The sequence below is a fragment of the Bacillus sp. OV322 genome (assembly GCF_900112495.1).
GTDB lineage: Bacteria > Bacillota > Bacilli > Bacillales > DSM-1321 > Peribacillus.
Genome location: NZ_FOMA01000004.1, coordinates 341,849 through 367,912 on the forward strand (window position 1 = coordinate 341,849; position 26,064 = coordinate 367,912).

General features: G+C 42.8%; 26 protein-coding genes and 1 other annotated feature. Of the genes, 2 read left to right on the forward strand and 24 right to left on the reverse strand.

The genetic code is table 11. The features are described from left to right. Window positions 1–233: 233 nt before the first annotated feature. Together BM126_RS11870 and BM126_RS11875 are read right to left on the reverse strand one after the other, a co-directional pair. Complete coding sequence (locus tag BM126_RS11870; protein WP_071350785.1) at window positions 234–1,319, reverse strand: M42 family metallopeptidase; 1,086 nt, start codon at window positions 1,317–1,319, stop codon at window positions 234–236. A gap of 150 nt (window positions 1,320–1,469) precedes the next feature. Further along, window positions 1,470–1,961: a dUTP diphosphatase gene (locus tag BM126_RS11875; RefSeq protein ID WP_090989709.1), complete on the reverse strand. Its 492-nt coding sequence runs from the start codon at window positions 1,959–1,961 to the stop codon at window positions 1,470–1,472. Window positions 1,962–2,207: 246 nt separating this feature from the next. Here BM126_RS11875 and BM126_RS11880 point away from each other — a divergent pair, with 246 nt between their 5' ends. Continuing rightward, window positions 2,208–2,588: a hypothetical protein gene (locus BM126_RS11880; protein WP_090989710.1), complete on the forward strand. Its 381-nt coding sequence runs from the start codon at window positions 2,208–2,210 to the stop codon at window positions 2,586–2,588. A 78-nt stretch (window positions 2,589–2,666) separates the two neighbouring features. Here BM126_RS11880 and BM126_RS11885 read toward each other — a convergent pair whose 3' ends face one another. The 10 genes from BM126_RS11885 to ytxC form a co-directional block, all read right to left on the reverse strand. After that, window positions 2,667–3,110 (reverse strand): GNAT family N-acetyltransferase, encoded by a 444-nt coding sequence (locus tag BM126_RS11885; RefSeq protein ID WP_090989711.1) that lies wholly within the window; start codon window positions 3,108–3,110, stop codon window positions 2,667–2,669. 132 nt (window positions 3,111–3,242) lie between these two features. After that, on the reverse strand, window positions 3,243–3,971 hold the full coding sequence (locus BM126_RS11890) for a DsbA family oxidoreductase (protein ID WP_090989712.1): 729 nt from the start codon (window positions 3,969–3,971) through the stop codon (window positions 3,243–3,245). A 135-nt stretch (window positions 3,972–4,106) separates the two neighbouring features. Further along, window positions 4,107–4,928: an SDR family oxidoreductase gene (locus tag BM126_RS11895; RefSeq protein WP_090989713.1), complete on the reverse strand. Its 822-nt coding sequence runs from the start codon at window positions 4,926–4,928 to the stop codon at window positions 4,107–4,109. Between the two features lie 394 nt (window positions 4,929–5,322). Next, window positions 5,323–5,595 (reverse strand): DUF1294 domain-containing protein, encoded by a 273-nt coding sequence (locus BM126_RS11900; RefSeq protein ID WP_256213087.1) that lies wholly within the window; start codon window positions 5,593–5,595, stop codon window positions 5,323–5,325. Between the two features lie 81 nt (window positions 5,596–5,676). Next, on the reverse strand, window positions 5,677–6,036 hold the full coding sequence (rplT, locus tag BM126_RS11905; protein WP_071350790.1) for a 50S ribosomal protein L20: 360 nt from the start codon (window positions 6,034–6,036) through the stop codon (window positions 5,677–5,679). A 35-nt stretch (window positions 6,037–6,071) separates the two neighbouring features. Beyond that, window positions 6,072–6,272, reverse strand: coding sequence for a 50S ribosomal protein L35 (gene rpmI / locus BM126_RS11910; protein ID WP_034309070.1), 201 nt, complete (start codon window positions 6,270–6,272; stop codon window positions 6,072–6,074). A 21-nt stretch (window positions 6,273–6,293) separates the two neighbouring features. Continuing rightward, the gene (gene infC, locus BM126_RS11915; RefSeq protein WP_071350791.1) at window positions 6,294–6,797 is read right to left on the reverse strand and encodes a translation initiation factor IF-3; all 504 of its coding nucleotides are present in this window, start codon (window positions 6,795–6,797) and stop codon (window positions 6,294–6,296) included. 129 nt (window positions 6,798–6,926) lie between these two features. Then, window positions 6,927–7,066, reverse strand: a sequence feature (ribosomal protein L20 leader region). 145 nt (window positions 7,067–7,211) lie between these two features. Then, entirely contained in the window at window positions 7,212–7,712 is a 501-nt protein-coding gene (locus BM126_RS11920) for a GNAT family N-acetyltransferase (protein ID WP_090989714.1), read from the reverse strand. 336 nt (window positions 7,713–8,048) lie between these two features. After that, the gene (gene thrS, locus BM126_RS11925) at window positions 8,049–9,980 is read right to left on the reverse strand and encodes a threonine--tRNA ligase (protein WP_071350793.1); all 1,932 of its coding nucleotides are present in this window, start codon (window positions 9,978–9,980) and stop codon (window positions 8,049–8,051) included. A 447-nt stretch (window positions 9,981–10,427) separates the two neighbouring features. After that, window positions 10,428–11,273 (reverse strand): sporulation protein YtxC, encoded by an 846-nt coding sequence (ytxC, locus tag BM126_RS11930; RefSeq protein WP_256213088.1) that lies wholly within the window; start codon window positions 11,271–11,273, stop codon window positions 10,428–10,430. A gap of 83 nt (window positions 11,274–11,356) precedes the next feature. Between ytxC and BM126_RS22390 the strand changes: the two genes are divergently transcribed. Continuing rightward, window positions 11,357–11,596, forward strand: a complete 240-nt coding sequence (locus BM126_RS22390; RefSeq protein WP_177201414.1) for a hypothetical protein — start codon at window positions 11,357–11,359, stop codon at window positions 11,594–11,596. A gap of 91 nt (window positions 11,597–11,687) precedes the next feature. On the opposite strand, the gene dnaI is transcribed toward BM126_RS22390, so the two are convergent. From dnaI to BM126_RS11990, 12 genes are all read right to left on the reverse strand, one after another. Beyond that, entirely contained in the window at window positions 11,688–12,629 is a 942-nt protein-coding gene (gene dnaI / locus BM126_RS11935) for a primosomal protein DnaI (RefSeq protein WP_071350795.1), read from the reverse strand. Then, window positions 12,616–14,046, reverse strand: coding sequence for a replication initiation and membrane attachment family protein (locus BM126_RS11940; RefSeq protein ID WP_090989716.1), 1,431 nt, complete (start codon window positions 14,044–14,046; stop codon window positions 12,616–12,618). Before BM126_RS11940 ends, dnaI begins: the two co-directional genes overlap by 14 nt. Before the next feature lie 144 nt (window positions 14,047–14,190). Further along, window positions 14,191–14,655 carry a transcriptional regulator NrdR gene (nrdR, locus tag BM126_RS11945; protein ID WP_071350801.1) on the reverse strand — a complete coding sequence of 155 codons (465 nt, stop codon included), beginning with the start codon at window positions 14,653–14,655 and terminating at the stop codon, window positions 14,191–14,193. Between the two features lie 144 nt (window positions 14,656–14,799). Then, on the reverse strand, window positions 14,800–15,195 hold the full coding sequence (locus BM126_RS11950) for a hypothetical protein (protein WP_090989717.1): 396 nt from the start codon (window positions 15,193–15,195) through the stop codon (window positions 14,800–14,802). Window positions 15,196–15,380: 185 nt separating this feature from the next. Continuing rightward, complete coding sequence (gene speD / locus BM126_RS11955) at window positions 15,381–15,761, reverse strand: adenosylmethionine decarboxylase (RefSeq protein WP_071350798.1); 381 nt, start codon at window positions 15,759–15,761, stop codon at window positions 15,381–15,383. A 510-nt stretch (window positions 15,762–16,271) separates the two neighbouring features. Beyond that, on the reverse strand, window positions 16,272–17,303 hold the full coding sequence (locus BM126_RS11960; protein WP_090989718.1) for a glyceraldehyde-3-phosphate dehydrogenase: 1,032 nt from the start codon (window positions 17,301–17,303) through the stop codon (window positions 16,272–16,274). 647 nt (window positions 17,304–17,950) lie between these two features. Beyond that, a complete protein-coding gene (gene coaE, locus BM126_RS11965; RefSeq protein WP_090989719.1) occupies window positions 17,951–18,553 on the reverse strand; it encodes a dephospho-CoA kinase in 603 nt (200 codons plus the stop codon). Window positions 18,554–18,573: 20 nt separating this feature from the next. Beyond that, window positions 18,574–19,209: a sporulation membrane protein YtaF gene (ytaF, locus tag BM126_RS11970; RefSeq protein WP_090989720.1), complete on the reverse strand. Its 636-nt coding sequence runs from the start codon at window positions 19,207–19,209 to the stop codon at window positions 18,574–18,576. An 83-nt stretch (window positions 19,210–19,292) separates the two neighbouring features. Further along, window positions 19,293–20,126, reverse strand: a complete 834-nt coding sequence (gene mutM / locus BM126_RS11975) for a DNA-formamidopyrimidine glycosylase (protein WP_090989721.1) — start codon at window positions 20,124–20,126, stop codon at window positions 19,293–19,295. Between the two features lie 41 nt (window positions 20,127–20,167). Beyond that, window positions 20,168–22,798, reverse strand: a complete 2,631-nt coding sequence (polA, locus tag BM126_RS11980; RefSeq protein WP_090989722.1) for a DNA polymerase I — start codon at window positions 22,796–22,798, stop codon at window positions 20,168–20,170. A 607-nt stretch (window positions 22,799–23,405) separates the two neighbouring features. Then, window positions 23,406–25,178: a two-component system histidine kinase PnpS gene (pnpS, locus tag BM126_RS11985; protein ID WP_090989723.1), complete on the reverse strand. Its 1,773-nt coding sequence runs from the start codon at window positions 25,176–25,178 to the stop codon at window positions 23,406–23,408. Then, window positions 25,175–25,891 carry a response regulator transcription factor gene (locus BM126_RS11990; RefSeq protein WP_090989724.1) on the reverse strand — a complete coding sequence of 239 codons (717 nt, stop codon included), beginning with the start codon at window positions 25,889–25,891 and terminating at the stop codon, window positions 25,175–25,177. The genes pnpS and BM126_RS11990 overlap by 4 nt, the downstream gene beginning before the upstream one ends. Window positions 25,892–26,064: the final 173 nt, after the last annotated feature.

Sequence of the window (26,064 nt, forward strand, 5' to 3'; positions counted from 1 at the left end):
ACGCATCCGAATAGAAGGCGCTCTTTGCCTTCAATTCGGTTGTGGCTTATGACCTCGAGAGGCTAGGCGCTGGAGCTGGATTCAAAAAAAAGCGCAAGCGCCTTGTCATAGGATCAAAAACTAAGAACGCCGCGTCCTGCGGCAACGTCTTTGTGACCCAGTCCTGCAAGGCAGCGCAGCCATAAAAAAACAGGCCCCATTTAGGGTGCCTGCCATAGTAATCATGTTTCGCTTCATTCGTAAATGATTTTGTCTACTGTTTCACGGTCAAGACGCTTGATGACTTCAACAATCAGCTTGACGGCATTTTCATAATCATCGCGGTGAAGCATCGCTGCATGAGAATGGATGTAGCGTGTTGCGATAGTAATAGCCAGCGCCGGCACACCGTTGGCTGTCAAGTGAATGGATCCGGCATCTGTGCCTCCGCCTGGAATCGACTCATACTGATATGGAATGTTCAACTCATCCGCTGTATCTGTCACAAGCTCGCGCAAGCCTTTATGGGACACCATGGATGCATCGTAAATTACAATTTGCGGGCCTTTTCCCATTTTGCTTAAAGCTTCGCGCTCAGAAATTCCTGGTGTATCCCCCGCAATGCCTACATCAACGGCAAAACCGATATCAGGCTGAATTTTAAATGTGGAGGTTTTCGCGCCTCGAAGGCCTACTTCCTCCTGAACGGCACCCACGCCGTAAACCACGTTAGGATGATCGCTTCCGTCCAGCTGCTTAAGCACATCAATGGCAATCGCACAGCCAATGCGGTTATCCCAAGCTTTAGCAAGCAGCAGCTTTTCATTATTCATTACTGTGAACTCGAAGTATGGAACAACCATATCTCCAGGCCTTACTCCCCATGACTGTGCTTCTTCTTTGCTGGCTGCGCCAATATCAATGAACATATCTTTAATTTCAACCGGCTTTTTCCTTGCTTCTGCACTTAAAATGTGAGGAGGCTTAGAACCGATAATTCCTGTCACATCTCCATTGCGGGTAACGATTGTGACCCGCTGTGCAAGCATAACCTGTGACCACCAGCCGCCGACAGGCTGAAAGCGAAGAAAGCCTTTATCATCAATTTGGGTAATCATAAAGCCTACTTCATCTAGATGGCCAGTCACCGCGATTTTCGGTCCATCTTCTTTTCCTGTTTTTCTGGCAATTAAGCTGCCTAATCCGTCAGAGGTAACTTCATCTGCAAACGGTGCTATGTATTCTTTCATGACTTTCCTTACTTCGCTTTCATTGCCTGGAATGCCTTTAGCGTCAGTAAGATCTTTCAGCATGGTTAGAGTTTCATCTAATTTCACCATCAAAAAACCCCCTTTTTTCTTATGTTCCAGCTATATTATACAAAACTAAACCTAAATTCACAAAATTTTTTCATAATTGACGCCAATTCGTCAACTCTTGTAATTCGTCGGGCATATTCCCCGGCTGGAGCTTTACTTTAATAGAAGTTTTTAGTATCCCTGTTTTTGCCGGTCGTAATTGACTTCATTTTTACTTACATATGCTTCTTCAATATCTTGCCCGGAAAAACCAAGCATATCACCTAAAGAAATGAATGCCTGAAACATCTCCCGATACGCTACTTTCGAAAGCTGCTTCCTGAACTCGTGAATTTTTGCATATACCTCCAAAAACTGTGATGTCAGGCTACTCTCACTCTGTTTTGATTCAAACTCGATTTTAACATCCTCCAGATTCAGAGATATCCCAAGCGACAGCAGAAAATGGATGCCGTCTACATATTCCTCAAGGATTTTCTTGCGTTCTGAGGGCCCTTTTACACTCCAAAATTTAAAGGTTCTTGTTTCATTAGCAAGCTCACCTGTTTCTACCAGCAGTGCCAGCACTTTTTTCTCCAGCACATCTTCTTTTTTGATTCCATGCTGCTCTTCTATATGAGAATCCAGTGCAGCCTGCATGCTAAACAGCTTATGTAAGTTCATCGTTCTGATCCCTGCCTTTTTATTATTGGCTCTTTACATAAAAATTGTTGTTTTTTTGTGTTCTGTGAGGCAATCCCGTTAAGTCACCCGTAGAGGAAATCAGCCGCCTTTTTCCATAGAGCACAGTTTGTGAAAACTATTTCATTGCATTCCGGTTAGCGAAATTAAAGCAAAATTTGAAACTTATTAAAAACACCATCGTACATATATTACATGCATTGAATTCTTTAATAACAGGAGGCAACTATGATTTTGGCCATTCGGATAGTGCTGCTTGCATTCATCTTATTTATCATTTACTCTTTCTTTCATTATATAGCTAGTCCGCGCCGTAAATTGCATCACGCCCATAAACAGAAAAAGTTCTATTTCCTTGATGACCGGTGTGATATCAGGAAGAATTTTTTCGTAACCTTTAACGGCTTCCTTTATGAAGGAGAAAAATATCTGCATGATGATAGGAAATCCCCGCAGGTGCATTCCATCTCTATCTGGGACATAAACAAAGAATCGCTCACAGAACCTTCAGAGGAGGACATTTTAAAAATTGAAGGAATCATTAATGCACGTTACCCTGATGCCATTATTGATTGGAAAAGTTCCATTTATCATCATAAGAATACTTGAAGTGAGGGGCAGATCAGCCATGATGATGTCATTCTCCATGGCCGATCTTCCTGCAGGTTAATTCATGCTTTCAGCTTGTTATTCAGATAGAAGCATGTCGATATGAGGTATGTAATCATCGATGTAAGGTTCAGAAATCGTCTTAAAACCAAAGGAGCCATAAAAATCTTCCAGATGAGCCTGAGCTTGGATTTTTATCACCGTTTCCCCGAGCTCCTGCTGAACAAATTCTATGCCTCTCCTGATTAAATCATGGGCAAGACCCTTTCCCCTACATTCCTTTTTCACCAAAACCCTTCCTAAGGATGCTTGTTTATAGGAAACTCCTGGAGGCACAATTCTTAAATAAGCCTGCATGACTCCTTCTTTTTCCAGAAAAAGATGATAGCAGGCTGTATCCTTTCCGTCAGCCTCAAGATAAGGGCAATTTTGCTCCACAACAAATACCCGTGTTCTTTCTTCTAAAATCCTGTACAATTCATGATTCGTCAACTCATTAAATTTCTTCAGCACCCAGCCCATATACATCCTCCGCTTCACATTTTTGTACGATTATCAAATGACCGATGCTTAGTATGTATGTAATCCCTCAAAAGAAATCATTCAAACAGAAAAGGGAGAATAGCTTCCTATTCCCCTCTTTTACAAAGCCAGTTATTTTTCATCAGGAACTGCACAGCTGCCATCTGCGCAAAAAGCATCTGCTGGTGTATCTCCTGAAAGATCCTTAAGCTTCTGTACAGGATTTTCCTCCTGCCATACCTGCTGTAGTGCTCCAGTAAAGGTTTCGGCTGGCTGTGCTCCTGAAATGGCATACTTTTGATTGATGACAAAATAAGGAACTCCGGTAATCCCGTATTGCTGTGCCATACTTTCATCCTGGCGAACATCAGCGGCATACGCATTTTTGTCGCTTAATACCTCTTTTGCTTCCTCCCTGTCCAAGCCGGAAGCTTCAGCTATATCAGCCAGAACCTCTGGATCACTGACAATCTTGGACTCTGTAAAATACGCGTAAAGAAGCTTTTCAGTCATCACTGCTTCTTTTCCATGAAGCTTGGCAAACTTAGCCAGGCGATGGGCATCAAATGTATTCGTAGGCTTCATGTTTTCAAAATTAAACTCCAAACCTTCACTTTGTGCCTGCTGGCCGATTCCCGCGTTAGCCTGCTTAGCTTGTTCAATGCTCATGCCATACTTCTTAGCCAGCATTTCATGAATATTTTCTCCAGCATTCAGTGCTGAGTTTGGATCCAGCTCGAAGCTTTTAAACTCCACTTCCACTTGATCTTTATGGGGAAATTGAGAAAGCGCTGCTTCTAGGCGGCGTTTTCCAATATAACAAAACGGACAAACAAAATCAGACCATACTTCAATTTTCATATTGGCACCTCTTTTATACAAGATAGTTTCTATAGTAGCATATCACTCAGAAAAGCGTACACAAAATGCATACCTCTTGTCATGGGCATGCAAAAACCCCGATCATTCATGACCCGGGGCTTTTGCATGTGTATGTTATTCTGTTGTTTTTTTCCATTTATCTTCCATCAGCATTTTACCTGGCCAAGTATAGGCCATGATGCCTCCATCTGCAGTAATATCTTCTCCCGTTATATATGAACTGTCATCTGAAGCAAGGAACAGGGCCACAGAAGCTATTTCTTTCGGATCACCTAATCTGCCGAGCGGAGTTATCCATTTATTCGCTTCACGGAACTCTCTTCCTGCTTCCTCTTCCTTTGAACCTGCCAATTTATCAATGAGCGGCGTTTCAATAGTACCAGGTGAAATAGAGTTCGCTCTGATGCCATCACGCGCATAATCGATAGCCATCGCTTTTGTAAAATTGGTGATGCCTCCTTTCGCTGCATTATAACCTGATCGATTACGATCTGCAGCGCGGCCAGACATAGATGAGGTATTAATGATTGAACCCCCGCCGTCAAGCATAAGCGGAATCAGGTACTTGCTGCATAAAAAAGTTCCGCGCAGATCTACAGCAATGATACTATCGAAAAGTTCCACAGGATATTCATGCACCTTTCCGCCTTCTTGATCGACTCCAGCATTATTGAATAGCACATCAATGGTTCCATGCTCTTCCTTCACTTGTTTGGCAAATGCTGAAACACTTTCTTCACTTGATACATCAACATGATAGGCATAAGCCTTGCCATTATTTTTCTTGATTGTATCCACTGTTTCTTTTACTTGATCCTCTTTCACATCCGCACATAAAACTGTGGCGCCTTCACGGGCAAAAAGCTCTGCGGCTGCCTGCCCAATACCGGTAGCCGATCCTGTAATGACAGCCACTTTATTTTCTAATCTGCCCAATTAAATGACCTCCCCATGATTTATGTTTATAAAAGGCTCTTTTCTTAAAGATTGTTGTTTTTAAATTGTTCTATGAAGCGAACCTGTTGTTAAACCAGGTTTATTGGAGTGTAAGGTGCGAGACTCCTGTGGGATTAGCGGGAAGGTGAGACCCCGCAAGCGCAGCTGAGGAGGCTCACCACCCGCCCCACGGAAAGCGAGCATCCTGGAGCGGAAATCAACCCCTTGCTCAGGTAGCAACAAAGTTTACGAAAACAGCCTTATAAAAATACCCTGTATGTGAAATAGTAAACATAGTTAATCTTTTGGTGGTTTTAGTTGCAAAAAAAATAAACGGCTCCTTAAAAGAGCCGCCCTGCTTTCGTAATTAAACCCATCGTCAATTTAGCTTTAGCTATTGGAAAGTCAAATAAACCATAGCCAGAAGCTGCAAAACCATCAGGAGAGGAAAGCCGTATGCAAAGCTGGCATTCTTTGTTTTATGGCGGAAATTCCTCATTCCAGCAAATCCGCCGGTTCCTCCGCCCACCCAGGCAAGGAGCCACAGGGTTGCTTCGCTGATCCGGTACTCATGGTTTCTCGCCTTTCTTTTATCGATGCCCATTATGGTAAAAGAAATGATATTAATAATAACAAAATAAATCCATAGCACTTCCATGCCTGACATTTCCTTCACTCCAATTCCCCCACATATGAAAAAAGCCACTCTCCCGAAAGAGAATGGCTTCTTTAACAGATCAATTTGATCTTATTTTTCGTATTGCTGTTTTGCAGCTGTCGCTAATTGAGCAAATGCTTGTTCATCAGAGATAGCAAGCTCAGCTAGCATTTTACGGTTAACTTCGATACCTGCAAGCTTCAAGCCATGCATTAAACGGCTATAAGAAAGACCGTTCATGCGTGCTGCTGCATTGATACGAGTAATCCAAAGTTTGCGGAAGTCGCGCTTTTTCTGGCGACGGTCGCGGAAAGCATACAATAATGATTTCATTACTTGCTGATTAGCAACTTTATATAATGTATGTTTGGAACCGTAGTAACCTTTGGCTAATTTAAGAACTTTTTTACGACGTTTGCGAGTAACAGTACCGCCTTTTACACGTGGCATGTTATTTCCCTCCTATTTCAATCGATAACTCGATCTTACTTAATATTGTCTAGCATATGACGAATACGTTTGAAGTCACCTTTGCTTACAAGGCTAGCTTTGCGCAGCTTACGCTTTTGCTTAGTAGATTTGTTAGCAAATAAATGGCTTGTATAAGCGTTTGAACGCTTAAGTTTGCCGGATCCAGTTTTTTTGAAACGTTTTGCAGATCCGCGGTGTGTTTTCATTTTAGGCATAAGGTATTCCTCCTCATTACATTACTTTTCGTTTTTCGGTGCTAAAACCAGGAACATGCTGCGGCCATCCATTTTTGGGTGTGATTCAATGGTCGCCACTTCTTTACATGCAGCTGAGAAACGGTCTAGTACACGCTGGCCGATTTCCTTATGCGTGATTGCACGTCCTTTGAAACGGATAGAAGCTTTCACTTTATCGCCTTTTTCAAGGAACTTGATTGCATTCCGAAGTTTTGTATTGAAGTCATGCTCATCAATAGTTGGGCTCAAGCGAACCTCTTTTAAGCTAATTACTTTTTGATTCTTGCGTGCTTCTTTGTCTTTCTTTTGCTGCTCGAAGCGGAATTTTCCGTAGTCCATTATGCGGGCTACCGGAGGCTTTGCATTCGCAGCAACTAATACTAGATCAAGATTTGCACGAGCGGCAATGTCCAATGCCTCGAATTTCGTTTTGATTCCAAGCTGTTCTCCGTTTTGGTCAATAAGACGAAGTTCACGGGCCCGGATGCCCTCGTTTACCATCATGTCTTTACTAATAGTTAGCCACCTCCAAGGATATTTAGCGAATACAAGCGTTCGGGCTGAAGAAACCAACTCACTGCCAACACTTTCGCTTGCCATTGCCATGATCTGTTTAGTTTGCATCTACTTTTAATCAATAAAAAAGTGTGGATGCATAGAAACACCCACACAGATAGACTAGATAGAATCATTCCAAATAATCAAATCATGAAACCTGTTAACAACACGATTTGCGTCAACCAGGTGAGAAGCGGGTGCTTCTTCTTTTCCTCAAACTCGTATTCAATTTACCTTAGAAAATATATCATAAACACAGATGTTTTGTCAAATACATTACTTTGTTTTTCACAACAAAAATTATCTTATCAAATATCCTGGGTTTTGGCAATACGTTTTGTAAAAATATATAAAATATCCTTAACCAAGGAGCTTCGACATGTAGAATTCATCTGCAAACTTTCCTCCGAAATACAGCGAGTCCAGTTTAGTGCCTTCAATCTCAAACCCCATTTTTTTATATAATGCGATGGCAGCTTCATTATAGGCGATCACAGTAAGCTCAAGTCTATGCAGGTTCATCCTTCTTGCATGTTCTTCACACTCAGCGAATAAACGGGTGCCGGCGCCTTTCCCTCTCGCCTGCTCTGCCACGCCGATTACAATATATGCTTTATGGCGTGCTCTTTCATTACTGTTTCCAATGAGCATTAAATATCCGATTAATTCCCCATCGCTGTCTTCAGCTATAAAAACCTTTGTAACCTCCTCGTCCCCTGCCCTCAAAAATCTTCCCTCAAGCATTTCAGGCCTTACCTTTCTTTCACCTGGATTAAAAAGCATAAAGCCTGATTCATCTGCATGCTCCATCAATGCTGCCAAATCTTTGGCGTCCTTTTGCAACGCTGTACGGATCTTCATAATTTTCTCCTCCCCCCTATAAAGCGCAAGCGCCTGAATAGCAGATCAAAGACTAAGAACGCCGCGTCCTGCGGCAACGTCTTTGTGACCCCCGTCCTGAGGGCCTCCGACAAGCATAAGACGCATCCGAATAGAAGGTGCTCTTTGCCTTCAATTCGGATGCGTCTTATGACCTCGAGGGGCTAGGCGCTGGAGCTGGACTACATAAAGCGGAAGCACCCAGTTTAAAAAAAGGCCATGCCCCTTTCCGTGCAAATACGTACTGCACAGCTATGGAGTCATGGCTCTTTGATGGAATATAAATTCGTACTGCGGTATGACCAGTACTTCTTAGGCTTATAGTTTCGCTTCTTGCTTTATGGCATTTACAAATTCATCAAAAGCGACTGTTTCAGACTTTTGTTCTCCGTATTTACGGACATTGACACTGCCTTCCTTGCTTTCATTATCCCCTACTACAAGCATATAAGGGATTTTCTGCATTTGGGCTTCACGGATTTTATAGCCGATTTTTTCATCACGCTGATCCAGGGATACACGAAGTCCTTGGGCCTGCAGCTTTTCCTGCACTTCCTTGGCATAGCTGAGGTGGATTTCAGGTGATACAGGAATAACCTGAACCTGGACAGGTGCCAGCCATGTCGGGAATGCACCTTTATATTCTTCAATCAGGAATGCGACAAAACGCTCCATTGTCGATACGACTCCGCGGTGGATAACGACCGGACGGTGCGGCTTGCCGTCTTCACCCACATAGCTTAAATCGAAGCGTTCCGGCAATAAGAAATCAAGCTGGACAGTTGACAATGTTTCGTCCTTGCCAAGCGCCGTACGCACCTGGACATCAAGCTTAGGGCCATAGAATGCCGCTTCGCCTTCTGCCTCGAAATACTCAAGACCAAGATCATCCATGGCTTCCTTCAGCATGCTTTGCGCTTTTTCCCACATAGCATCATCATTGAAATATTTTTCAGTATCCTCTGGGTCACGGTAAGATAACCGGAAAGAGTAATCCTTAATATCGAAGTCCTTGTATACCTCTAATACCAGATTGACTACACGTTTGAATTCTTCTTTAATCTGGTCAGGGCGTACAAATAGATGAGCATCATTCAAAGTCATTCCTCGGACACGCTGCAATCCTGAAAGCGCACCAGACATTTCATAACGGTGCATAAGCCCAAGCTCGGCAATGCGGATCGGAAGCTCGCGGTAGCTATGGATGTCATTTTTATAAATCATCATATGATGCGGGCAGTTCATTGGACGAAGAACAAGCTGCTCATTCTCCATTTCCATAACAGGAAACATGTCGTCCTGATAGTGATCCCAGTGTCCTGAAGTTTTATATAAATCTACACTTCCCATAACAGGAGTATATACATGGTCATAGCCTAAACGCTCTTCTTTATCCACAATATACCGTTCGATAACACGGCGGATAGTCGCGCCTTTTGGCAGCCACATCGGAAGACCTTGGCCAACCTTTTGAGAGCTTGTAAACAGGCTCAGTTCTTTGCCGAGCTTGCGGTGGTCGCGCTCTTTTGCTTCTTCAAGCATCTGCATATGTTTTTCAAGATCTTCTTTCTTGAAGAAAGCAGTTCCATACACACGCTGAAGCATTTTATTATCACTGTTTCCTCTCCAATAAGCGCCAGCAATGCTCAAAAGCTTGAATTCTTTGATTTTGCCTGTTGAAGGTACATGGATTCCGCGGCACAGGTCAAAAAATTCTCCCTGCTCATAAAGCGTTACCTGCTGCTCCTCAGGAATGGCATCGATAAGCTCAAGCTTATATTCGTCCCCAATTTCCTTGAATTTGCTGATTGCTTCATCACGGCTTACCTCTTTGCGGAGGATTTCGAGATTTTCATTCACGATTTTTTTCATTTCTTTTTCAATCTTCGGCAAATCTTCTGGAGTTAAAGACTCTTCAAGATCCATATCATAGTAGAATCCGCCTTCGATAACCGGGCCAACTCCGAATTTAGCATTTTTAAACAAACGTTTAACAGCCTGTGCCATTAAATGTGCTGTACTATGGCGAAGAACCTCAAGAGCTTCTGCGCTATCTTGTGTAACAATTTCTATTGAACCATCTTCAGTAATCGGACGTTTTAAATCATACAGCTCGCCGTTAAATTTTCCGGCTATTGATTTTTTCTTTAGTCCCGGGCTGATTGAAAACGCAATGTCTTCAGTTGTAGTTCCGGCCGGAAACTCTTTTACAGCGCCGTCTGGAAATGAAATCTTGATTGATTCTGACATTCAAATCTCTCCTTTTTACTTCTATTTTTTATTCCCGGGCACTGGCCCGAAAGCCAGACAGGGGTTTGAAAAAACACAAAAAAAGCCCGCCCCTGTATAAAATACAGGGACGAGCTTTATCATATAAGATTAACCCGCGGTTCCACCCTTGTTTCATTCCCCATCTAAGGAAATGACACTCGTGACTTTTAACGGCAGCTTCCCGTCAGCCAATACTTGCTTAAGCGTTCCTGGCTGAAGTTTAGAGGCGGTAAGCGTACTAATCGTGCTGGGAAGCTTTCAGCCGTGTCCTCCCTCTCTGACAGCCCGTAATTAGAATGCCCTTGTCCTCATCATAACTTTTTCGAATGTTTTTTTCATAGTATGTAGGAAATTATAAAGTGTTATGTAAAGAAAAGCAAGACCATTTTCACAGACTTTTCAAAAGTAATTACGGCTTTTAGCCTGCTATGCAAAGCCGTTTTGCTCACTGAACGTATGGAGGGGCTTGATGACCGTTCTTTCCTCAAAAATCCTGCTGATGGTCCGGATCAATCCGTCCTCGCTTTCATTCGTATACAGATGCAAAGAAGAAGGTGCAATAGAAATCAAGGGAGCCAAAACAGAAGAATCAATGTAAAAAGGATTTTTTTCACTCATAAGCTTCCTGTCAATCAGCCGGTATACTTCCTGTTTATCCATCTTCATACACTTATCATTATAAAAGTGAAAGCCATTGTCATGGAGCAAATGTATGATGCCTGTTTTCGGCTGCCGTTCGTTCAGCATATCACGAAGCGAAGCAATGAAGTTCTGATAATCCTGTTCCAGCTTATATTCATCAATGGCGAGACCCGCGTAGTGCAGCAGGGTATCGTAAAAGGACTTGAGCCGGAAGGTGGCAAATGAATTAAAAGAGAATGTATCTTTTTCCAGCAGGATGGTCCTCAATCCTTCTTCAAGGATGGCCTTTTCCTTGCCAAACAGACTCTTTTTATGTTTCTTCTTGTCTCCTTCTATGATGGAATGCGCTATATCGGTAATCGCCTCCACTTCTTCTCTTTCCTGAAAAAAAAATTTCTTGGTCACGATATCCTCAAGAACATTTGACAGTTTTTCCTTCAGCAAATAGGAATAAAAGACATCACTTAACATCGACAGTATCTTTTCGGCATTATTTTCTTTTATCTGAACGATCAATTTGAGGTCAGTGCTGAAATGAATATGTGAATGGAGTTCTGCCCAGTATGGATGGATAGAAACCAATTTCTTTAAAATGATTGCTTCTGATTCGTTTTGAAAATGGATATGCACCAAATCTATTCCCCCCTAAGCCTGCCTTTCTGCTTATGTATATGGGATAAGCCCTCTATTTAGAAGCAGGAGGGGAACAGAATATGGAAAAATGGTATCTGGCGCAAAAGTTCTTTAAAAAAGGCTGTTTTCGTAAACTTTGCTGCTATGAAACAAGGTGGTTGATTTCCGCTCCAGGATGCTCACTTTCCGCGGGGCAGGCGGTGAGCATCCTCGGCTGCGCCTGCTTAGGTCTCACCTTCCCGCAAAACCCGCAGGAGTCTCGCACCTTACGCTACAATCAACCTGGCTTAACAACGGGATTGCCTCACATAACAAATTAAAAAACAACAATCTTTAAGAAAAGAGCCTTAAAAAAGAGTCTAAAAAGTAAAAACAGGCAGCTGTCCGCAGCCGCCTGTTTTATGTATATGTTTAAAGTCTTCTATTTTTCCCGTTTAAATGGATGGGCTCAGCCAGATAGCGGATCCTCTCCATGACACGTGCTGCCTTTACTTCTTCTTTTTCCCCCCGCTGTGAAAAGGTTAAATGATTTTTCAAGCCATCCATGTCGAAATTGGACGTGAAAAAGGTAGGAAGGTTTTCAAGCATTCTAAACTGCAGAATGGGCCCGATGACTTCATCTCTTCCCCAGCTTGTCATCGTTTCCGCACCAAAATCATCAAGCATAAGTATAGGAGCATGCTTGGTCATTTCTATTTTTTCATTGATCGTATTGTCCCCAATGGAGCCTTTTAGCTCTCTGAGAAAGTCAGGCACATATACAATCAGGGAAGAAATTTGTTTTTTGGCCAGCTCATTTGCAATGGCCCCAAGCAGATATGTCTTTCCGACACCAAATTTCCCATACAGGAATAACCCCTTCTGCTTTTTCCCAGGCTCATAATCCATAACAAAGGCCATTGCCTTTTCGCCTGCATCCATTCTGCCTGCAGACGAATCGCTCAGATAAAAATCTTCTATGCCTGCAGACAGTATATCCCTCGGAACATACAGGCTCTGAATCAGTTTTTCCCGTTTGGTTTTTTCATCATGAACTATTTTCCGGGGACATGGCTCGTAATGAAGATCAATTCCATTGCCTTGAAGGACCAGATGCGGCTGATAGCCTTCCATCACATTTATGCAGCCTTCAAGGCTTGGGCATTTTTCACAGCCGTTTTTACTTTGTGTGCTATATTCATAAAGCTTCATCAGGTTTTTATCCACAGTTTCCTTCGAAATGGCGGAACTGTTTTCATTTAAAAAATAACGGACATTTTCATCATTCAGGATTTCATTTTTAGTCCGTTCATATCTTTTCTGAAAATCTCCGGTATTAGCAAGCTTATTCAGCGATTTATCAATCCGTTCCATGGGCTGCTTCACCTCCAGTTTTTAGCTTTCTTAATTTTTCCTCAAACTGTCTCTTCCGTTCTTCAAGGCTCTCATTTTCAGTAACCTTCGCAGCCGCTGCAGGAGAGCTTTCATTGTCTTCCACTTCATTCAGCCACTCTGGAACAGATTCCGTCCTAATGGCTTTTTTCGAGCGGGTGTTTCCTGTTTTCTTATTATCTGCCCATTCCTGATATTGCCTGTGCTCGCTTTTGGCGAGCTCCATGGCCTCTGCAACCGTAACAACACGCTTTCTTGCCCAATGGCTCGCAATTTTTTCCACATAAGCCTTCGTCAGCTTCATATCTGTTTTGATCATCACATATTCAACAAGCACATTCGTTACTCCCGGTGTCAGGTTTTGCTTGAGCATAATATCCTCGAGAATCTGCAAATCAGATTTGGACGGCTCAGCACCGCCTGAAAGCTGGATCAGACGGCTGCGCGGCGATACGGTTTCCAAATGTCGGATATAAAGCTGTTCCTTCGTCTTAGGCTCTTCGGAATGTGAAATATATTTTAGGGGCTGAACCCTTTCAATAAGGCTTGGCATGTCAGCATGATATTCCATCTGGTACCAGTCGCGGGCTGATTTCCTCAGTTCTTCCAGATCAATTTCATTGTCTATATCAAGAGAGCTGAGAACAAGCTTTTGCATCTGTATGGGATCAATTCCATATAAAAAGGAAAGCTTGGCAATTGTGTCCCTGACCTTCAAATTAAATGCCCTGCGCGGCACGAGCGAGGTTTTGATGCCAGCAAACAGCAAATCAAAATCAAATGTATGCTCAAACCCCTGCAGCTCTTCGCCTTCTTTTCGATTCATTAATCTCTTGGACTGGTCTACGCTTAAATCCTTCAAAGACTCATCTGTAACATACAAGGAATCAAGGTGATCCGAAGCGAAGATTTCCGCAAAAGATTTGGTTACCAGTTCATATTCCCCAACAGGCACACGATCATCACAGAAGAATTTCTTCAGGCGCATAAATTGGGCTTTTCCTACTTTTTTATATAAATAAATGTTCAGCATGCCGTCCGTGAAAAACTGTTCCGGACTCAGCGGCGGATTCACTTCATAAATAAACTGCTTGTTTTCATCTGCCTTCTTTTTATAAACCGTCAAAAGGCCGATTCCTTCAAGCTTGGTTCTCGCATCATATATCTCTCTCAAATTCATGCTCATTGTGTTCATCAAATTATAATGCAGGGAAGACTCTGACCAAAGGCGGTTTTCTTCAAGCTCACTCCATAAAGTCATATAAAGGCTGATGCATACCGGCCCGATCAGCGGCTGATACAATAGTGTCAATACTTTGCGGTCATAATCATGAAGCAGCCCTGCTGATGATACCGAATATCGGTCTACGGGAAGCAATTCCTGCCAGTGGTTGGACATCCATATTCAAACCTTTCCAAAGTGAATCATGGCGGTACAAGGAGCCGCAGCACCCCGCCCGACGCGTTCACAGTCAACAGTAGTTTGCGCAATCTTTTATGATTTCACGGCTTTTCAGTGAAAAAAAGAGCCAAAGTGGTTGCCTCAGCTCTTTTTCTCTTTATTAATTAAATCCTTCAATTCATCTATAAATACATTAATATCTTTAAACTGCCTGTACACGGATGCAAATCTGACATAAGCAATTTCATCTACCCCTGCCAGCTTGTCCATGACCATTTCGCCAATGCTGTCGCTCTTGACTTCCGATATCCCCTGGCTTCTCAGTTCCTTTTCAACGAAATTTGTAATTTCCTCTAATTCCTTCAAAGGCACAGGACGCTTTTCGCATGCCCTTATCAGGCCGCGGAGAATCTTATCCCTGCTGAATTCCTCTCGGGTTCCCCCTTTTTTCACAACAATTAAAGGTATTTCCTCAACCTTTTCGAATGTTGTAAAGCGGTACCCGCACACCTCGCATTCCCTTCGGCGGCGGATGGAGCGGCTTTCGTCTACAGGCCGGGAGTCCAATACTCGTGTGCCGTTATATTGGCAGGACGGGCATTTCATCATTTATCAGCTCCGTTTATGCAGTTCTCCCTATCCATGGAGAACGAACCATTTTCATACCATTATACTATAAAAAAGAACCTGTCAGTACAAGAAGAAATAAAGAACTGTTCAGAAGCTTTCAGAGCTTCTGGAAGCCGAAAGTTATGCTTTTTTTCCTGCTGCAGCCGGAAGCTTCTTGTCGAGCTGTTCGTAGGAACCAGCAGCCGCCCTGCACAGAAGCGGATATACCCCGGTCAGTGAGCGCTTTTCCGTGGAGACTGTAAAATCGACTGCAGTTTCAAACGGTTTTACGGTTACAACTGTTGCAATGATGGATATGCGCGGCGCCTTTCGGGTTACGGCAAAAACTTCACCGTGCTCCTTTGAAACAGATTTAATTTCAAATTGCTGTTTATTTGCAAAAATCTCTTCTGCTGCACGAAGCGCTGTTTCTGCATTCGCTTTATAATAATGCGTCCTTAGCAATTCATCTCTATGATGATCGCTCGTTTCACATTGCTGATTGTACCGTTTAAAAATAGACTGAAACAAAGCCATTACACATCATCCTTGAAATTGTTTTGATGTAACCATTATACATGTCGAACTGTGTAAAAAAAAGCATAAGCATCATATTCCGGGGAAGAAAGGGCTGTAATGGAAAGGCAAGTATGCCTGAAATTCCCTATTTCCCCGCAAATAAAAAGAGATGCCGCGCGGGCATCTCCTGAATCGTCATTAAATTATAGTGCATTAACTTTAGTATTTTTTACTTGTACAGGACCCATTCCACGCGGAAGTTCGATATTTTCGCGTGTTTGTGCATTCAATGCCTCTGCAATGTAGTCTGCAGCAATGTGCGGGTTCAAATCTCCGCATGTATACACATCTATGCTTGCATATCCGTGTTCAGGAAAGCTGTGGATAGTCAGATGCGACTCAGAAATAATTACTACTCCGCTAACTCCCTGTGGTGCAAATTTATGGAAGGCCACTTCACGGACCTCTGCTCCAGATTTTAATGCTGCATCAACAAAAACCTGCTCAATATAATTCATATCGTTTAATTTTTCGAAGTCACAGCCCCAAAGTTCTGATATTACATGTCTGCCCATTGTTTCCATGTTTATGTTTCCCCCTTAACATGATAAAAATATTTTTGTAAAATTCAAGCAAATAACTACCACGGGGGAAAGTTAGTCCAAAGAGGTCCTAACCCTTTAAGTAGCCATTATGAAGGTCTAACCTAAGAAGTTCACGAATCATAGTATACTTTGTTTATTATTACTTTGCAACATATCTTTTTCATACCCACCTGCCGGAGAATAATGGAATTACAAACGAAACGGGGAGCAGCCCGCACTATGCATATCATTTCCAAAATAAAAAACCATATTAAATATTTTCCTGGATTCTTTATTGCTGCCCGTCTTTTATAAAATAAAAAAGGCTGTTTTCGTAAACTTGGTGCTATGAAATAAGATGTCTGATTTCGCTTCAGGATGCTCGCACCTTACGCTCCAATCAACCTCATTTAACAATGTGTTTGCCTCTCAGAACTCATAAAAAACAACATTTTTTTAAAAAAGAGCCTTAAAAAAAGAAGCTTCCCTCTTCAGGGGAGCTCCTTCTGGTTATCCTGCCTTCATTTCTTTCATACTAAGCATTTCAACTGCCACCAAATTCACAAGGTCCACAACACGGCAGGAATAACCCCATTCATTATCATACCAGGCTAAGACCTTCACTTTCCTTGTTCCCATGACCATCGTTGACAGTCCATCAATGATGGCTGAATGAGGATTCGTGTTAAAGTCTATTGATACGAGCGGCTCATCCGTGAAATCAAGGATTCCTTTTAACGGCCCTTTTGAAGCAGTAATGAAGGCTTCATTAACCTCATCAAGAGTAACATCCCTTTTTACATCAACCACAAGATCCACAAGCGAGACATTTGGGGTCGGGACTCTTAAGGCCATTCCGTGAAGCTTGCCCTTTAACTGCGGAAGCACTAGCGAAAGTGCTTTTGCCGCACCAGTAGTTGTTGGAATGATACTTTGCCCGCAAGCCCTGGCACGCCTTAAATCTTTATGGGGATTATCTATATTCCGCTGATCATTTGTATAAGAATGAATCGTCGTCATTAAGCCATTTTCAATTCCGAAGCTATCTTCGAGCACCTTTGCGACAGGTGCCAGGCAATTCGTGGTACAGGAGGCATTGCTGATGATATAGTGCTCATCAGCCTGAAGCGCTTCTTCATTTACACCCATCACGATTGTAACATCTTCCTCTTTTCCGGGAGCTGTTAATACAACTTTCTTAGCTCCAGCTTCAAGATGCTGTGCAGCTTTATCCCTGCTATTGAACTTTCCTGTTGCTTCAATAACAATATCTATATTCATTTCGCCCCATGGAAGCAGTCTCGGGTCGCGGTTATTAATGAGCCGAATTCGGTGCCCATTCACTATAATAGAGTGTTCTTCCGCCCTAACATCCCCGTCGAACCTGCCATGGTTTGTATCATATTTAATTAAATGCACTAAGGTTTCAGCAGGATAGCTGGCATTGATTGCCGCAATGTCCAGGTTATCATTTAGAATTGCTTTACGGAAAACCATTCTTCCAATCCTTCCAAATCCATTAATCGCTACTCTTGCTTTCATGTTTCGGAACCTCCCGAATTAGTGTTATACTCATTATGTTATTTCCACAATTAGTATAGCATAATTCATAATGAAAGCGGTAAACATTTCTCTAAAAATCAGCATATTTATTAATAATGATACCTCTGATTCACTTTTTTGTTCATTTCTGCTCCAGACAGTTCCTTTTCAGGCGCCGTTCGGCGAGCCTTTTCACACAGCAGACACCTTTAAATAGGCTGTTTTCGTAAACTTTGTTGCTATGGAACAAGGGGTTGATTTCCGCTTCAGGATGCTCGCTTTCCGCGGGGCGGGCGGTGAGCATCCTCTGCTTCGCTTGCGGGGTCTCACCTTCCCGCTAATCCCGCAGGAGTCTCGCACCTTACGCTCCAATCAACCAGATTTATCAATGAGTTTTCCTTACACAACTCATTAAAAAACAACTATCTTTAGGAAAAGGGCCATTAAATATGAAGATATGAAAACAAGATTAATAAAGCATCATATTTAAACAAGCCTTTTTTAATCTTGGCAGGTTAGAGAAAAAGGACGATTTAGCAACCGGCCGTACAATGGATTTCAAAATATTCAATAGCAGCAAAATTTACGAAGCAGCGCCAAAAGAAATACTCTTTAGAACTCAAAAAAAAGAAAAGCACATGGCTTTTCTAAAGTACATTCCATTCTTTAAGTATCTGTTTCACATTTTTCAATGTTTCTTTGAGGTCTCCGTTATTGTCTACAACTGCGTCTGCCAGTTTCTTTTTCTCGGCGAGCGGCATTTGTGAAGAAATCCTCGCGATGGCATCTTGTTCGGATAAAGCATTCCGCTTTATCAGGCGTTCTTTTTGAACGTCTTCATCCACATAAACAAGCAGTGTTTTATCTGTCATGTAGGTAAGCTTGCTTTCAAACAGCAAAGGGATATCCATGAAAACAGCCTTTTTCCCTTCATGGAATGCCTCTTCTTTTTGTTCAGTCATCCTCTTTCTGACAGCAGGGTGGACAATGCTGTTCAGCAGGAGCCTTTTTTCCTCATTATGAAAAATTATGGATCCCAGCTTAGCCCGGTCAATGGTCAAATCCTCAAGCAAGAGGTCATCACCAAACGCCTGAACAATTTTTTCATAGGCTTCCCTTCCAGGCTCGACAACCTCCCGGGAAGCAATATCTGCATCAATGACGGGGAATCCCAATTCTTCTTTTATATACTGGCTTACACTGCTTTTACCGCTTGCAATGCCCCCGGTGATTCCAATTACCTGCCCCATAAAAAAAGACTCCTTTTGCCTCAATAAAATTTTAATATGCCAATAATAATCAGCAGCACACCCGGCAAAAATGACAATTTCTGAACAAGCCTGTTAGCGGACAAAACCTTACCGCTCTGGAGGCCCATCCAAATAAATAAAGAACTCATCGCAGCAATGGCAAGAGCCAGTATGAAAGGAGGAATCCCAATCATCGCAGCTCCGATTCCTGCACCAAATGCATCGAGTGAAAGGGCAAATCCCAATACAAGTGCTTCCACCCCGTTAATGGTTCCTGATTTATCAAAATCTGCCGTTTGAGGTTTTTGCAGAATATTAATAGCAACACCAAGTGATTTGATTTCAAAATTAAATATAATCTTTTCTGTCAGCATTTCTTCATGATTTTGTTTTACTGGCCTAAAAAACTGAAAAAGAATCCACAAGCCCAGGATAATTAAGATAACGCCGCCTGTTTTGGCAGCGGCCTCTGGAGAAACCAGCGTGCTGATAAAGTCCCCAATCATCATAGCAATGCCAAGGCTCAAAGCTGAGCAGCAAGCAATGACCGCTATGGATCTAAAAGGAATCTTCATTTTTCTGATTCCAAATGTCATACCGACCCCAAATCCGTCGATACTTACCGCAAAAGCAAGAAATAGTATTTGTAGCCACATCGGAAAAAGTGCCCCTTCCTATCAGATTGCTACGATAGTATATGGAAATGGCAAATCCGATGTGTTTTTAATTGATCAGGGGTTCAGTCCTGAAGTTTTTGGCAGGAAGGGCAGATATGTGTCCCCCTGCCGCCTACTGTAAGCTTTACAACCTCTGTTCCGCAGCGTTTGCATGCTTCCCCTTTTTTGCCGTAAACATACAGCTCCAGCTGAAACATCCCCATTTCCCCCTGGGAGTTCAAATAGGTTCGAATGGTACTCCCGCCTTTTTCTACAGCCTGTGATAGCGTATCGACAATTTCCTGGCGGAGCACCTTTACTTCAGCTTCATTCAGAGAAGATGCGATCCGCTCAGGATGGATTCCTGCCCGGAATAATGCTTCATCCACATAAATATTGCCAATGCCGACTACAACTGATTGATCCAGAAGAACCGGCTTGATTTTCCTGCTGGTTTTAAGCAGGCGGCTCTTCAGATACTCTGCTGTAAACTCATTTGAAAAAGGCTCAGGTCCAAGGTGCATAAGCGGCTGCTGTGCTTCTTCCTCGCCTTTGCTGAATAAGTGCATGGTCCCAAATTTGCGGACATCGCGATAGCGAAGCTCGGTTCCGTCGCGGAATGAGAAAATGACATGTGTATGCTTGTCATAGGGAATATCCTTTTCCTGCAGAGCATACTTTCCCTCCATCCGGAGATGTGAAACCATTGCATAATCATCCAGATAAAAAATCAAAAATTTGCCGCGCCGCCCAATTCCAAGAATGGTTTGCCCGATAAGTGCATCACGGAATTGTTCAGGCTGGGCAGGAGACTTAATGATATTCGGCCAAAAAATTGACACGTCTTTAATTTCTTTGCCAATGACCAGGCTTTCCAAGGTCCGCCTAACTGTTTCTACTTCCGGCAGTTCTGGCATCTTACAGCCTCCTTTTCAGTAAACCCCAATGGAGGTTTTCTTTATTTAGCATCAAACCACGTCGGCCCGTATGCGTAATCTACCTTCAGCGGCACATCCAGCTCGATTGCCCGCTCCATTTCTTCAGGAACAATTTTAAGCAGTATGTCCAATTCTTCCCGGGGAGCTTCGAATATCAATTCATCGTGCACCTGGAGCAGCATTCTCGTTTGCAGCTTCTCCTGTTTAAGGCGGCCGCTCATATTGATCATGGCAAGCTTGATGATATCGGCTGCACTGCCCTGTATCGGCGTATTCATGGCCGTCCGCTCAGCAAAGCTTCTTAAGTTAAAGTTCCGGCTTGTTATTTCGGGGATATATCGCCGGCGCTGAAGCAGGGTGGTGACGTATCCAGCCTGCTTGGCATCTGCCACGCTTTCCTTCATATATTCTTCCACTCCCGGAAAGCTTCTCAGATATTGCTCGATGAACTGTGCGGCTTCTTTTCTCGTGATGTTCAGGCTTTGCGATAATCCATAATCGCTTATCCCATATACGATGCCAAAGTTGACTGCCTTTGCCTGCCTTCTCATATTGGAAGTCACTTCATCCTTCCCGACATGGAACACATCCATCGCAGTTTTTGTATGGATATCCATATCACTCCGGAAGGCCTCAATAAGACCGGGATCATTCGCGATATGTGCCAGGACCCGCAGCTCAATCTGCGAATAATCCGCAGCGAAAATGATCCAGTCCTTTTCTGAAGGAATAAAGGCCTGTCTGATTTTCCTGCCTTCTTCAAGGCGGATTGGAATGTTCTGCAGATTCGGGTCTGTCGAACTGAGCCGCCCTGTTTGTGTCAGCGCCTGATTAAAGCGTGTGTGCACTTTATCCGTTTTCCCGTCCGCCACTTTAAGGAGTCCCTCAATATACGTAGACTGAAGTTTGCCGAGCTGTCGGTAATGAAGAATTTCCCGGACTACTTCATGTTTTGATTCCAGCTTTTCCAGCACATCAGCAGAAGTGGAATACCCTGTTTTCGTTTTTTTGATCACAGGCAGTCCCAGTTTTTCGAATAAAATGACACCAAGCTGTTTCGGGGAATTAATATTAAACGCCACACCTGCGGCCAGGAAGATTTTCTCTTCAATGGCTTTTAAGCGGCCTGTCAATTCTTTGCCTGTCTCCCTCAGCCTGCCCACATCCACCTTGATTCCCTGAAACTCCATGTCAGCTAAAATAAGGGACAATGGCAATTCGAGCTCCGTCAGCAATTCATATTGGCTGTTTTGCTGCAGCGCATGGATCATTTTATCTTTTAGATCAATTATAGCTCTTGCTTTCCGGGCAATATGGACATGCAGTTCTTTTTCTTCTGGAATGGCCCTTTTTGCACCTTTTCCGTAAAATACTTCATCGGATTGCAGAGGACTTCCATTTTGCACCTTCACTATGTCGGAGACACCATTTGCAGATTCAGATGGATTCAAGATATAGGAGGCAAGAAATAAATCAAAATCAATGCCCTTTAACTCAATGCCCTTCAATTTGAGGGAAACAACAGAACGTTTGGCATCATACACGGATTTTTTCTTCGTATCATCTTCAGCCCATTTTTTAAACGCATCAGAAGCAGCTGCAGTATCTGCAGAAAAACTGAAATGGCTGGCTTCATTTGACATTGCCATACCGATAATTTCTCCGTGGAAATAGTTATCTTCAAGTATCTCAATATAAAGGGCACTCTCTTCAGTCAGCATATCTTCTGTTATTTCCGTTACAGACACTGCATTGATTTCTTCCTGTTCCACTTCTTCGCCTGGGACTGCCGCGTCCATCTTATCAAGAAGTGTCTGAAACCCAAGGTCTTTATATAGGGCTATGACTTTCCCCGTATCCATTCCTTCATAGGCGGTATCCTCTAGTGTAATTTCTATCGGAGCTTCCCTGGTAATCGTAGCAAGCTCCTTGCTCAAGACGGCAAGATCTTTATGCTCCTCGATTTTTTCCTTCAGCTTGGCCCCGCTCACTTCATCAATGGACTGTATCAGGTTTTCCACCGTTTCAAACTGATGAAGCAGTTTAAGCGCTGTTTTTTCGCCTACACCCGGAATGCCCGGGATATTATCTGAAGAGTCTCCCATAAGCCCTTTCATATCAACAATCTGGCTTGGAGTCAGCCCATACTTTTCTTTAATATGCGAGGGAGTATATTCTTCAATTTCAGTGATTCCCTTTTTCGTGATATTTACAGTTGTCGTCTCTGAAGAAAGCTGTGTTAAATCCTTGTCCCCGGATATTACCTTCACCTCGTAGCCTTCTTGTTCGGCCTGAAGAGAAAGTGTCCCGATGATATCATCCGCCTCGTAGTTCTCGAGCTCATAGCGGGCTATCTTATAAGAATCAAGCAGCTCGCGGATCAGAGGGAACTGTTCGGACAGCTCAGGAGGCGTTTTCTGTCTGCCTCCCTTATACTCCTTATATGATGCATGCCTGAATGTGGTTTTTCCTGCATCAAACGCAACAAGCAAATGTGTCGGCTTTTCTTCTTGCAGTATCCGGTTGAGCATCATCGTAAAACCGTATATTGAATTTGTATGTATGCCTTTATCATTATTTAAAAGCGGCAATGCAAAAAAAGCACGGTATGCTATGCTGTTTCCATCGATTAACACTAATTTTTTATCCAAATCCGCACCCTCCTAGTTAACAGCCATAACGCATTTTAAAAAAAGTCCCAAACAGTAAAAGCCGTTATATTCTTTCCTATATTCTAACACGAGAATAATAGGAAAGAAAAATAACGGCACAGCAGAAGCACAAGGCTTCTCCTTATTTATTTTTAAGGCTGTTTTCTGAAACAAGGTGGTTGATTTCTGCTCCAGGATGCTCGCTTTCCGCGGGGCAGGCGGTGAGCCTCCTCGGCTGCGCCTGCTTAGGTCTCACCTTCCCGCAAATCCCGCAGGAGTCTCGCACCTTACGCTACAATCAACCTGACTTAACAATGGGATTGCCACACATAACAAATTAAAAAAACAACAATCTTTAAGAAATGAGCCATTTTTAAAGATGTCCGGATGTATACCATTACTTTCTGTGTTAAAGATTTTTATACGTGAACTGTTACTTAACCGGATTGATAATTGATTGGAAAAAGCAAGGACGGGGTCTTGTCCCTGCTTTTTCCGGCTCCTTGGATGAAGGGGTTTTCAATAGTAATTGTAGTACTTTTTTATTAAGAAAGATTAGCTGTATTGTAAAGTACTTGTAAATTCCCATTCATCCGCCAAAGGCCTTTCATATCAATCGTTTTCTTAATGTCACAGTGAAAGCTGTACCTTCGCCAAGTTCGCTTTGCACACTGATTTTTCCTTTATGGACTTCCACGATATGCTTTACAATTGCAAGCCCAAGACCAGTACCGCCGGAATTCCGGCTCCTTGCCCGATCGACACGGTAAAACCGTTCGAAAATTCTTGGAAGCTCATCCTTTTCGATTCCGATTCCATTATCCCTGACTGTCACATGAACCGAATCAGCTGATTCACTGAGATCGACGCTTATCTTTCCTCCGGCCGCTGTATAGTTTAAGCCATTTGTAATCAGATTTATGAAAATTTGCTTTACTCTATGGGAATCCCCTTCAATAGCCGCCGGTTTATCAGGCATGTTCAGTTCAAGGGAGATATTTTTCTCTGCAGCCTTGAAGTGAAGGATATCACATGTCTCTTTTAAAATAACAGACAGATCAAAGGATTGAATATCCAGGACAAATTCCTGCTGCTCCATTTTCGATAAATCCAGCAGCTCCTTGATAAGAGCCTGCAGCCGGTCGCTTTCCTTAAGGATAATCGTCAGGAAATTCTGCAGCGCTTCTTTATCCTCCAGGGCCCCGTCCAGCAATGTTTCTGAAAACCCCTTTATCGAGGTGATCGGTGTTTTCAGCTCATGGGAAACATTGGCAACAAAGTCCTTGCGCATCTGTTCAAGCTTCTTAAGCTCAGTAATGTCATGAAAAACTACCAAAATCCCTTTCCATTCATCGTTATTGCCAATGATGGGTGCCCCGTACACTTCAAAGTTCTTTCTTTCAAGCATCAATGGAATGTGGAGCTGCCTCTTGATGCTCTTCTCCGTAATGAAAATTTCTTCAATGAGCGCAATGATTTCTTTATGCTGGACAACTTCATAGTAAACACGGAAAAGAAAGGACGATGATTCAACCTGGAACAATTCTTTATATTCCCTGTTTATCAGGGTGATGTACCCTTTATTGTCAATCAGAAGGACGCCGCTGCCGATGTTTTCAATCAATGTTTCCAGCCGGTCCTGGTGCATTTCCCTCGCTATCTCCATTTCCTGGAGATTTCGCGCAAGGATATTCAACGATGTGCTCAGCATTCCTGTTTCATCTGAATGCTCTTCATATGTACGAGCCCGGTAATTTCCCTTCGCCAGTTCAATCGCCGTGCTTGTGGCCGCTTCTATCGGTTTAGTATAACGGGAAGCGATTTTGGCTCCAAGCATAATAATAATAATAAGTGAAGCACCGAGGCTCGCTGAGAGAATCTGCCACATCGATCTGTTGACCTTCTTAATGGCTTCAATCTCATTGCTTAAAACTGCATAGCCTTCTATCTTATCGTCTCTTTTAATGGCTTTCCAATAATAATGCAGATCCTTTTCGCCTTCCACCGTTTCGAACCCTTCGCCCCTATCACTGCCTTCCTTATGGGCAATGCTTGTCAAAAGAGCCTCATGCCTTGCTGGATTTGTTTTCCGGTTTGCATTGCTGTCAAAAAGGATGCTTCCAGTTTCAGAAATGATCGTGAAATTGGAATCAAGCAATGATTTTAGGTCATTTGTTTTTTGCAAGGCCAGAAACGAAGTAATTCCGCCGTTTTGTTCGATATAATTGGAAATGAAAACTGTTTCCTTCTGAATGCGTTCATTAAAGGTATTCACATAATAGCTTTTAAACAACTGGCCCAAGAGCAGGCCCGCTGCAATCAGGACAATCATGATTAAAGTAATTAAGGCAAACAAAAGCCTTGTCCTGAATTTATTCATTCGTCTTTAGGCTCCTCCAGTTTATAGCCCAGTCCGCGAATGGTTTTAATATATAAAGGTTTCTTTGAATTACTTTCAATTTTCTCCCGGAGATGGCTGATATGCACATCAACAATCCGAGTGTCCCCTGCAAAATCATAGTTCCAGACCGCGCTAAGCAGCTGATCCCGGGTGAGCACTCTTCCTTTATGCTTAGCCAGGTACATCAGCAATTCAAACTCCTTAGGAGTCAGCTCAAGCAGATTTCCTTCAAAAAATGCTTCATAGCGTTCAGGATATATTTTTAAACCGCCGAGTTTAATGAGCTCATCATCACTGTTATCTTCTTCGGCTTTTTCAGGCTGAAACTGCGACCGCCTCAAAATGGCTTTTATCCTTGCTACGACTTCACGCGGGCTGAAAGGCTTTGTCATATAATCATCAGCGCCAAGCTCTAGGCCAAGCACTTTATCAAATTCATCATCTTTTGCTGTAAGCATCAAAATTGGAGTCATGACTTTTTGCTGCCGCAGCTGCTTGCAAACTTCTATTCCATCAAGCTTCGGCAGCATCAAATCAAGTACAATCAGATCCGGCTTCTCTTCAATGGCAAGCTTCAGGCCTTCTTCTCCGTCAATCGCTGTGACCACTGAATATCCTGCCTGCTCCAGATTGTATTGCAGCAGAGTCAATATTGATTTTTCATCATCTACTACGAGAATTTTCTTTATCATGTCATCCTCCTGAGTATGTATTACCCCTGCCCAAGTTTTGAGCCTATCATCCACCTTCATTATAAAGAAAAAAACCGAGAAGGAAAACGCTAATTTAGCATATCCATATTTTCTTTGCCCTATTATGAAAACAAAAGGCTATTTTTGTTAAGTTTGCTGTTTTTTAATAAGTT

What these genes read in the sequence shown, in the direction of transcription:
- BM126_RS11920 (WP_090989714.1), bottom strand. Translation starts at nt 7,712, where the DNA reads ATGAAGATCCGTACAGCGTTGCAAAAGGACGCCAAAGATTTGGCAGCA.
- BM126_RS11950 (WP_090989717.1), bottom strand. Translation starts at nt 15,195, where the DNA reads ATGGCTTTGTTTCAGTCTATTTTTAAACGGTACAATCAGCAATGTGAA.
- mutM (WP_090989721.1), bottom strand. Translation starts at nt 20,126, where the DNA reads ATGCCAGAACTGCCGGAAGTAGAAACAGTTAGGCGGACCTTGGAAAGC.
- dnaI (WP_071350795.1), bottom strand. Translation starts at nt 12,629, where the DNA reads ATGGAACGGATTGATAAATCGCTGAATAAGCTTGCTAATACCGGAGAT.
- BM126_RS11900 (WP_256213087.1), bottom strand. Translation starts at nt 5,595, where the DNA reads ATGTCAGGCATGGAAGTGCTATGGATTTATTTTGTTATTATTAATATC.
- rpmI (WP_034309070.1), bottom strand. Translation starts at nt 6,272, where the DNA reads ATGCCTAAAATGAAAACACACCGCGGATCTGCAAAACGTTTCAAAAAA.
- BM126_RS11870 (WP_071350785.1), bottom strand. Translation starts at nt 1,319, where the DNA reads ATGGTGAAATTAGATGAAACTCTAACCATGCTGAAAGATCTTACTGAC.
- coaE (WP_090989719.1), bottom strand. Translation starts at nt 18,553, where the DNA reads ATGGGGCAGGTAATTGGAATCACCGGGGGCATTGCAAGCGGTAAAAGC.
- BM126_RS11940 (WP_090989716.1), bottom strand. Translation starts at nt 14,046, where the DNA reads ATGTCCAACCACTGGCAGGAATTGCTTCCCGTAGACCGATATTCGGTA.
- BM126_RS22390 (WP_177201414.1), top strand. Translation starts at nt 11,357, where the DNA reads ATGGAAAAATGGTATCTGGCGCAAAAGTTCTTTAAAAAAGGCTGTTTT.
- BM126_RS11875 (WP_090989709.1), bottom strand. Translation starts at nt 1,961, where the DNA reads ATGAACTTACATAAGCTGTTTAGCATGCAGGCTGCACTGGATTCTCAT.
- thrS (WP_071350793.1), bottom strand. Translation starts at nt 9,980, where the DNA reads ATGTCAGAATCAATCAAGATTTCATTTCCAGACGGCGCTGTAAAAGAG.
- pnpS (WP_090989723.1), bottom strand. Translation starts at nt 25,178, where the DNA reads ATGAATAAATTCAGGACAAGGCTTTTGTTTGCCTTAATTACTTTAATC.
- BM126_RS11990 (WP_090989724.1), bottom strand. Translation starts at nt 25,891, where the DNA reads ATGATAAAGAAAATTCTCGTAGTAGATGATGAAAAATCAATATTGACT.
- nrdR (WP_071350801.1), bottom strand. Translation starts at nt 14,655, where the DNA reads ATGAAATGCCCGTCCTGCCAATATAACGGCACACGAGTATTGGACTCC.
- BM126_RS11960 (WP_090989718.1), bottom strand. Translation starts at nt 17,303, where the DNA reads ATGAAAGCAAGAGTAGCGATTAATGGATTTGGAAGGATTGGAAGAATG.
- BM126_RS11885 (WP_090989711.1), bottom strand. Translation starts at nt 3,110, where the DNA reads ATGGGCTGGGTGCTGAAGAAATTTAATGAGTTGACGAATCATGAATTG.
- BM126_RS11890 (WP_090989712.1), bottom strand. Translation starts at nt 3,971, where the DNA reads ATGAAAATTGAAGTATGGTCTGATTTTGTTTGTCCGTTTTGTTATATT.
- BM126_RS11880 (WP_090989710.1), top strand. Translation starts at nt 2,208, where the DNA reads ATGATTTTGGCCATTCGGATAGTGCTGCTTGCATTCATCTTATTTATC.
- ytaF (WP_090989720.1), bottom strand. Translation starts at nt 19,209, where the DNA reads ATGTGGCTACAAATACTATTTCTTGCTTTTGCGGTAAGTATCGACGGA.
- infC (WP_071350791.1), bottom strand. Translation starts at nt 6,797, where the DNA reads ATGATGGTAAACGAGGGCATCCGGGCCCGTGAACTTCGTCTTATTGAC.
- rplT (WP_071350790.1), bottom strand. Translation starts at nt 6,036, where the DNA reads ATGCCACGTGTAAAAGGCGGTACTGTTACTCGCAAACGTCGTAAAAAA.
- speD (WP_071350798.1), bottom strand. Translation starts at nt 15,761, where the DNA reads ATGGAAACAATGGGCAGACATGTAATATCAGAACTTTGGGGCTGTGAC.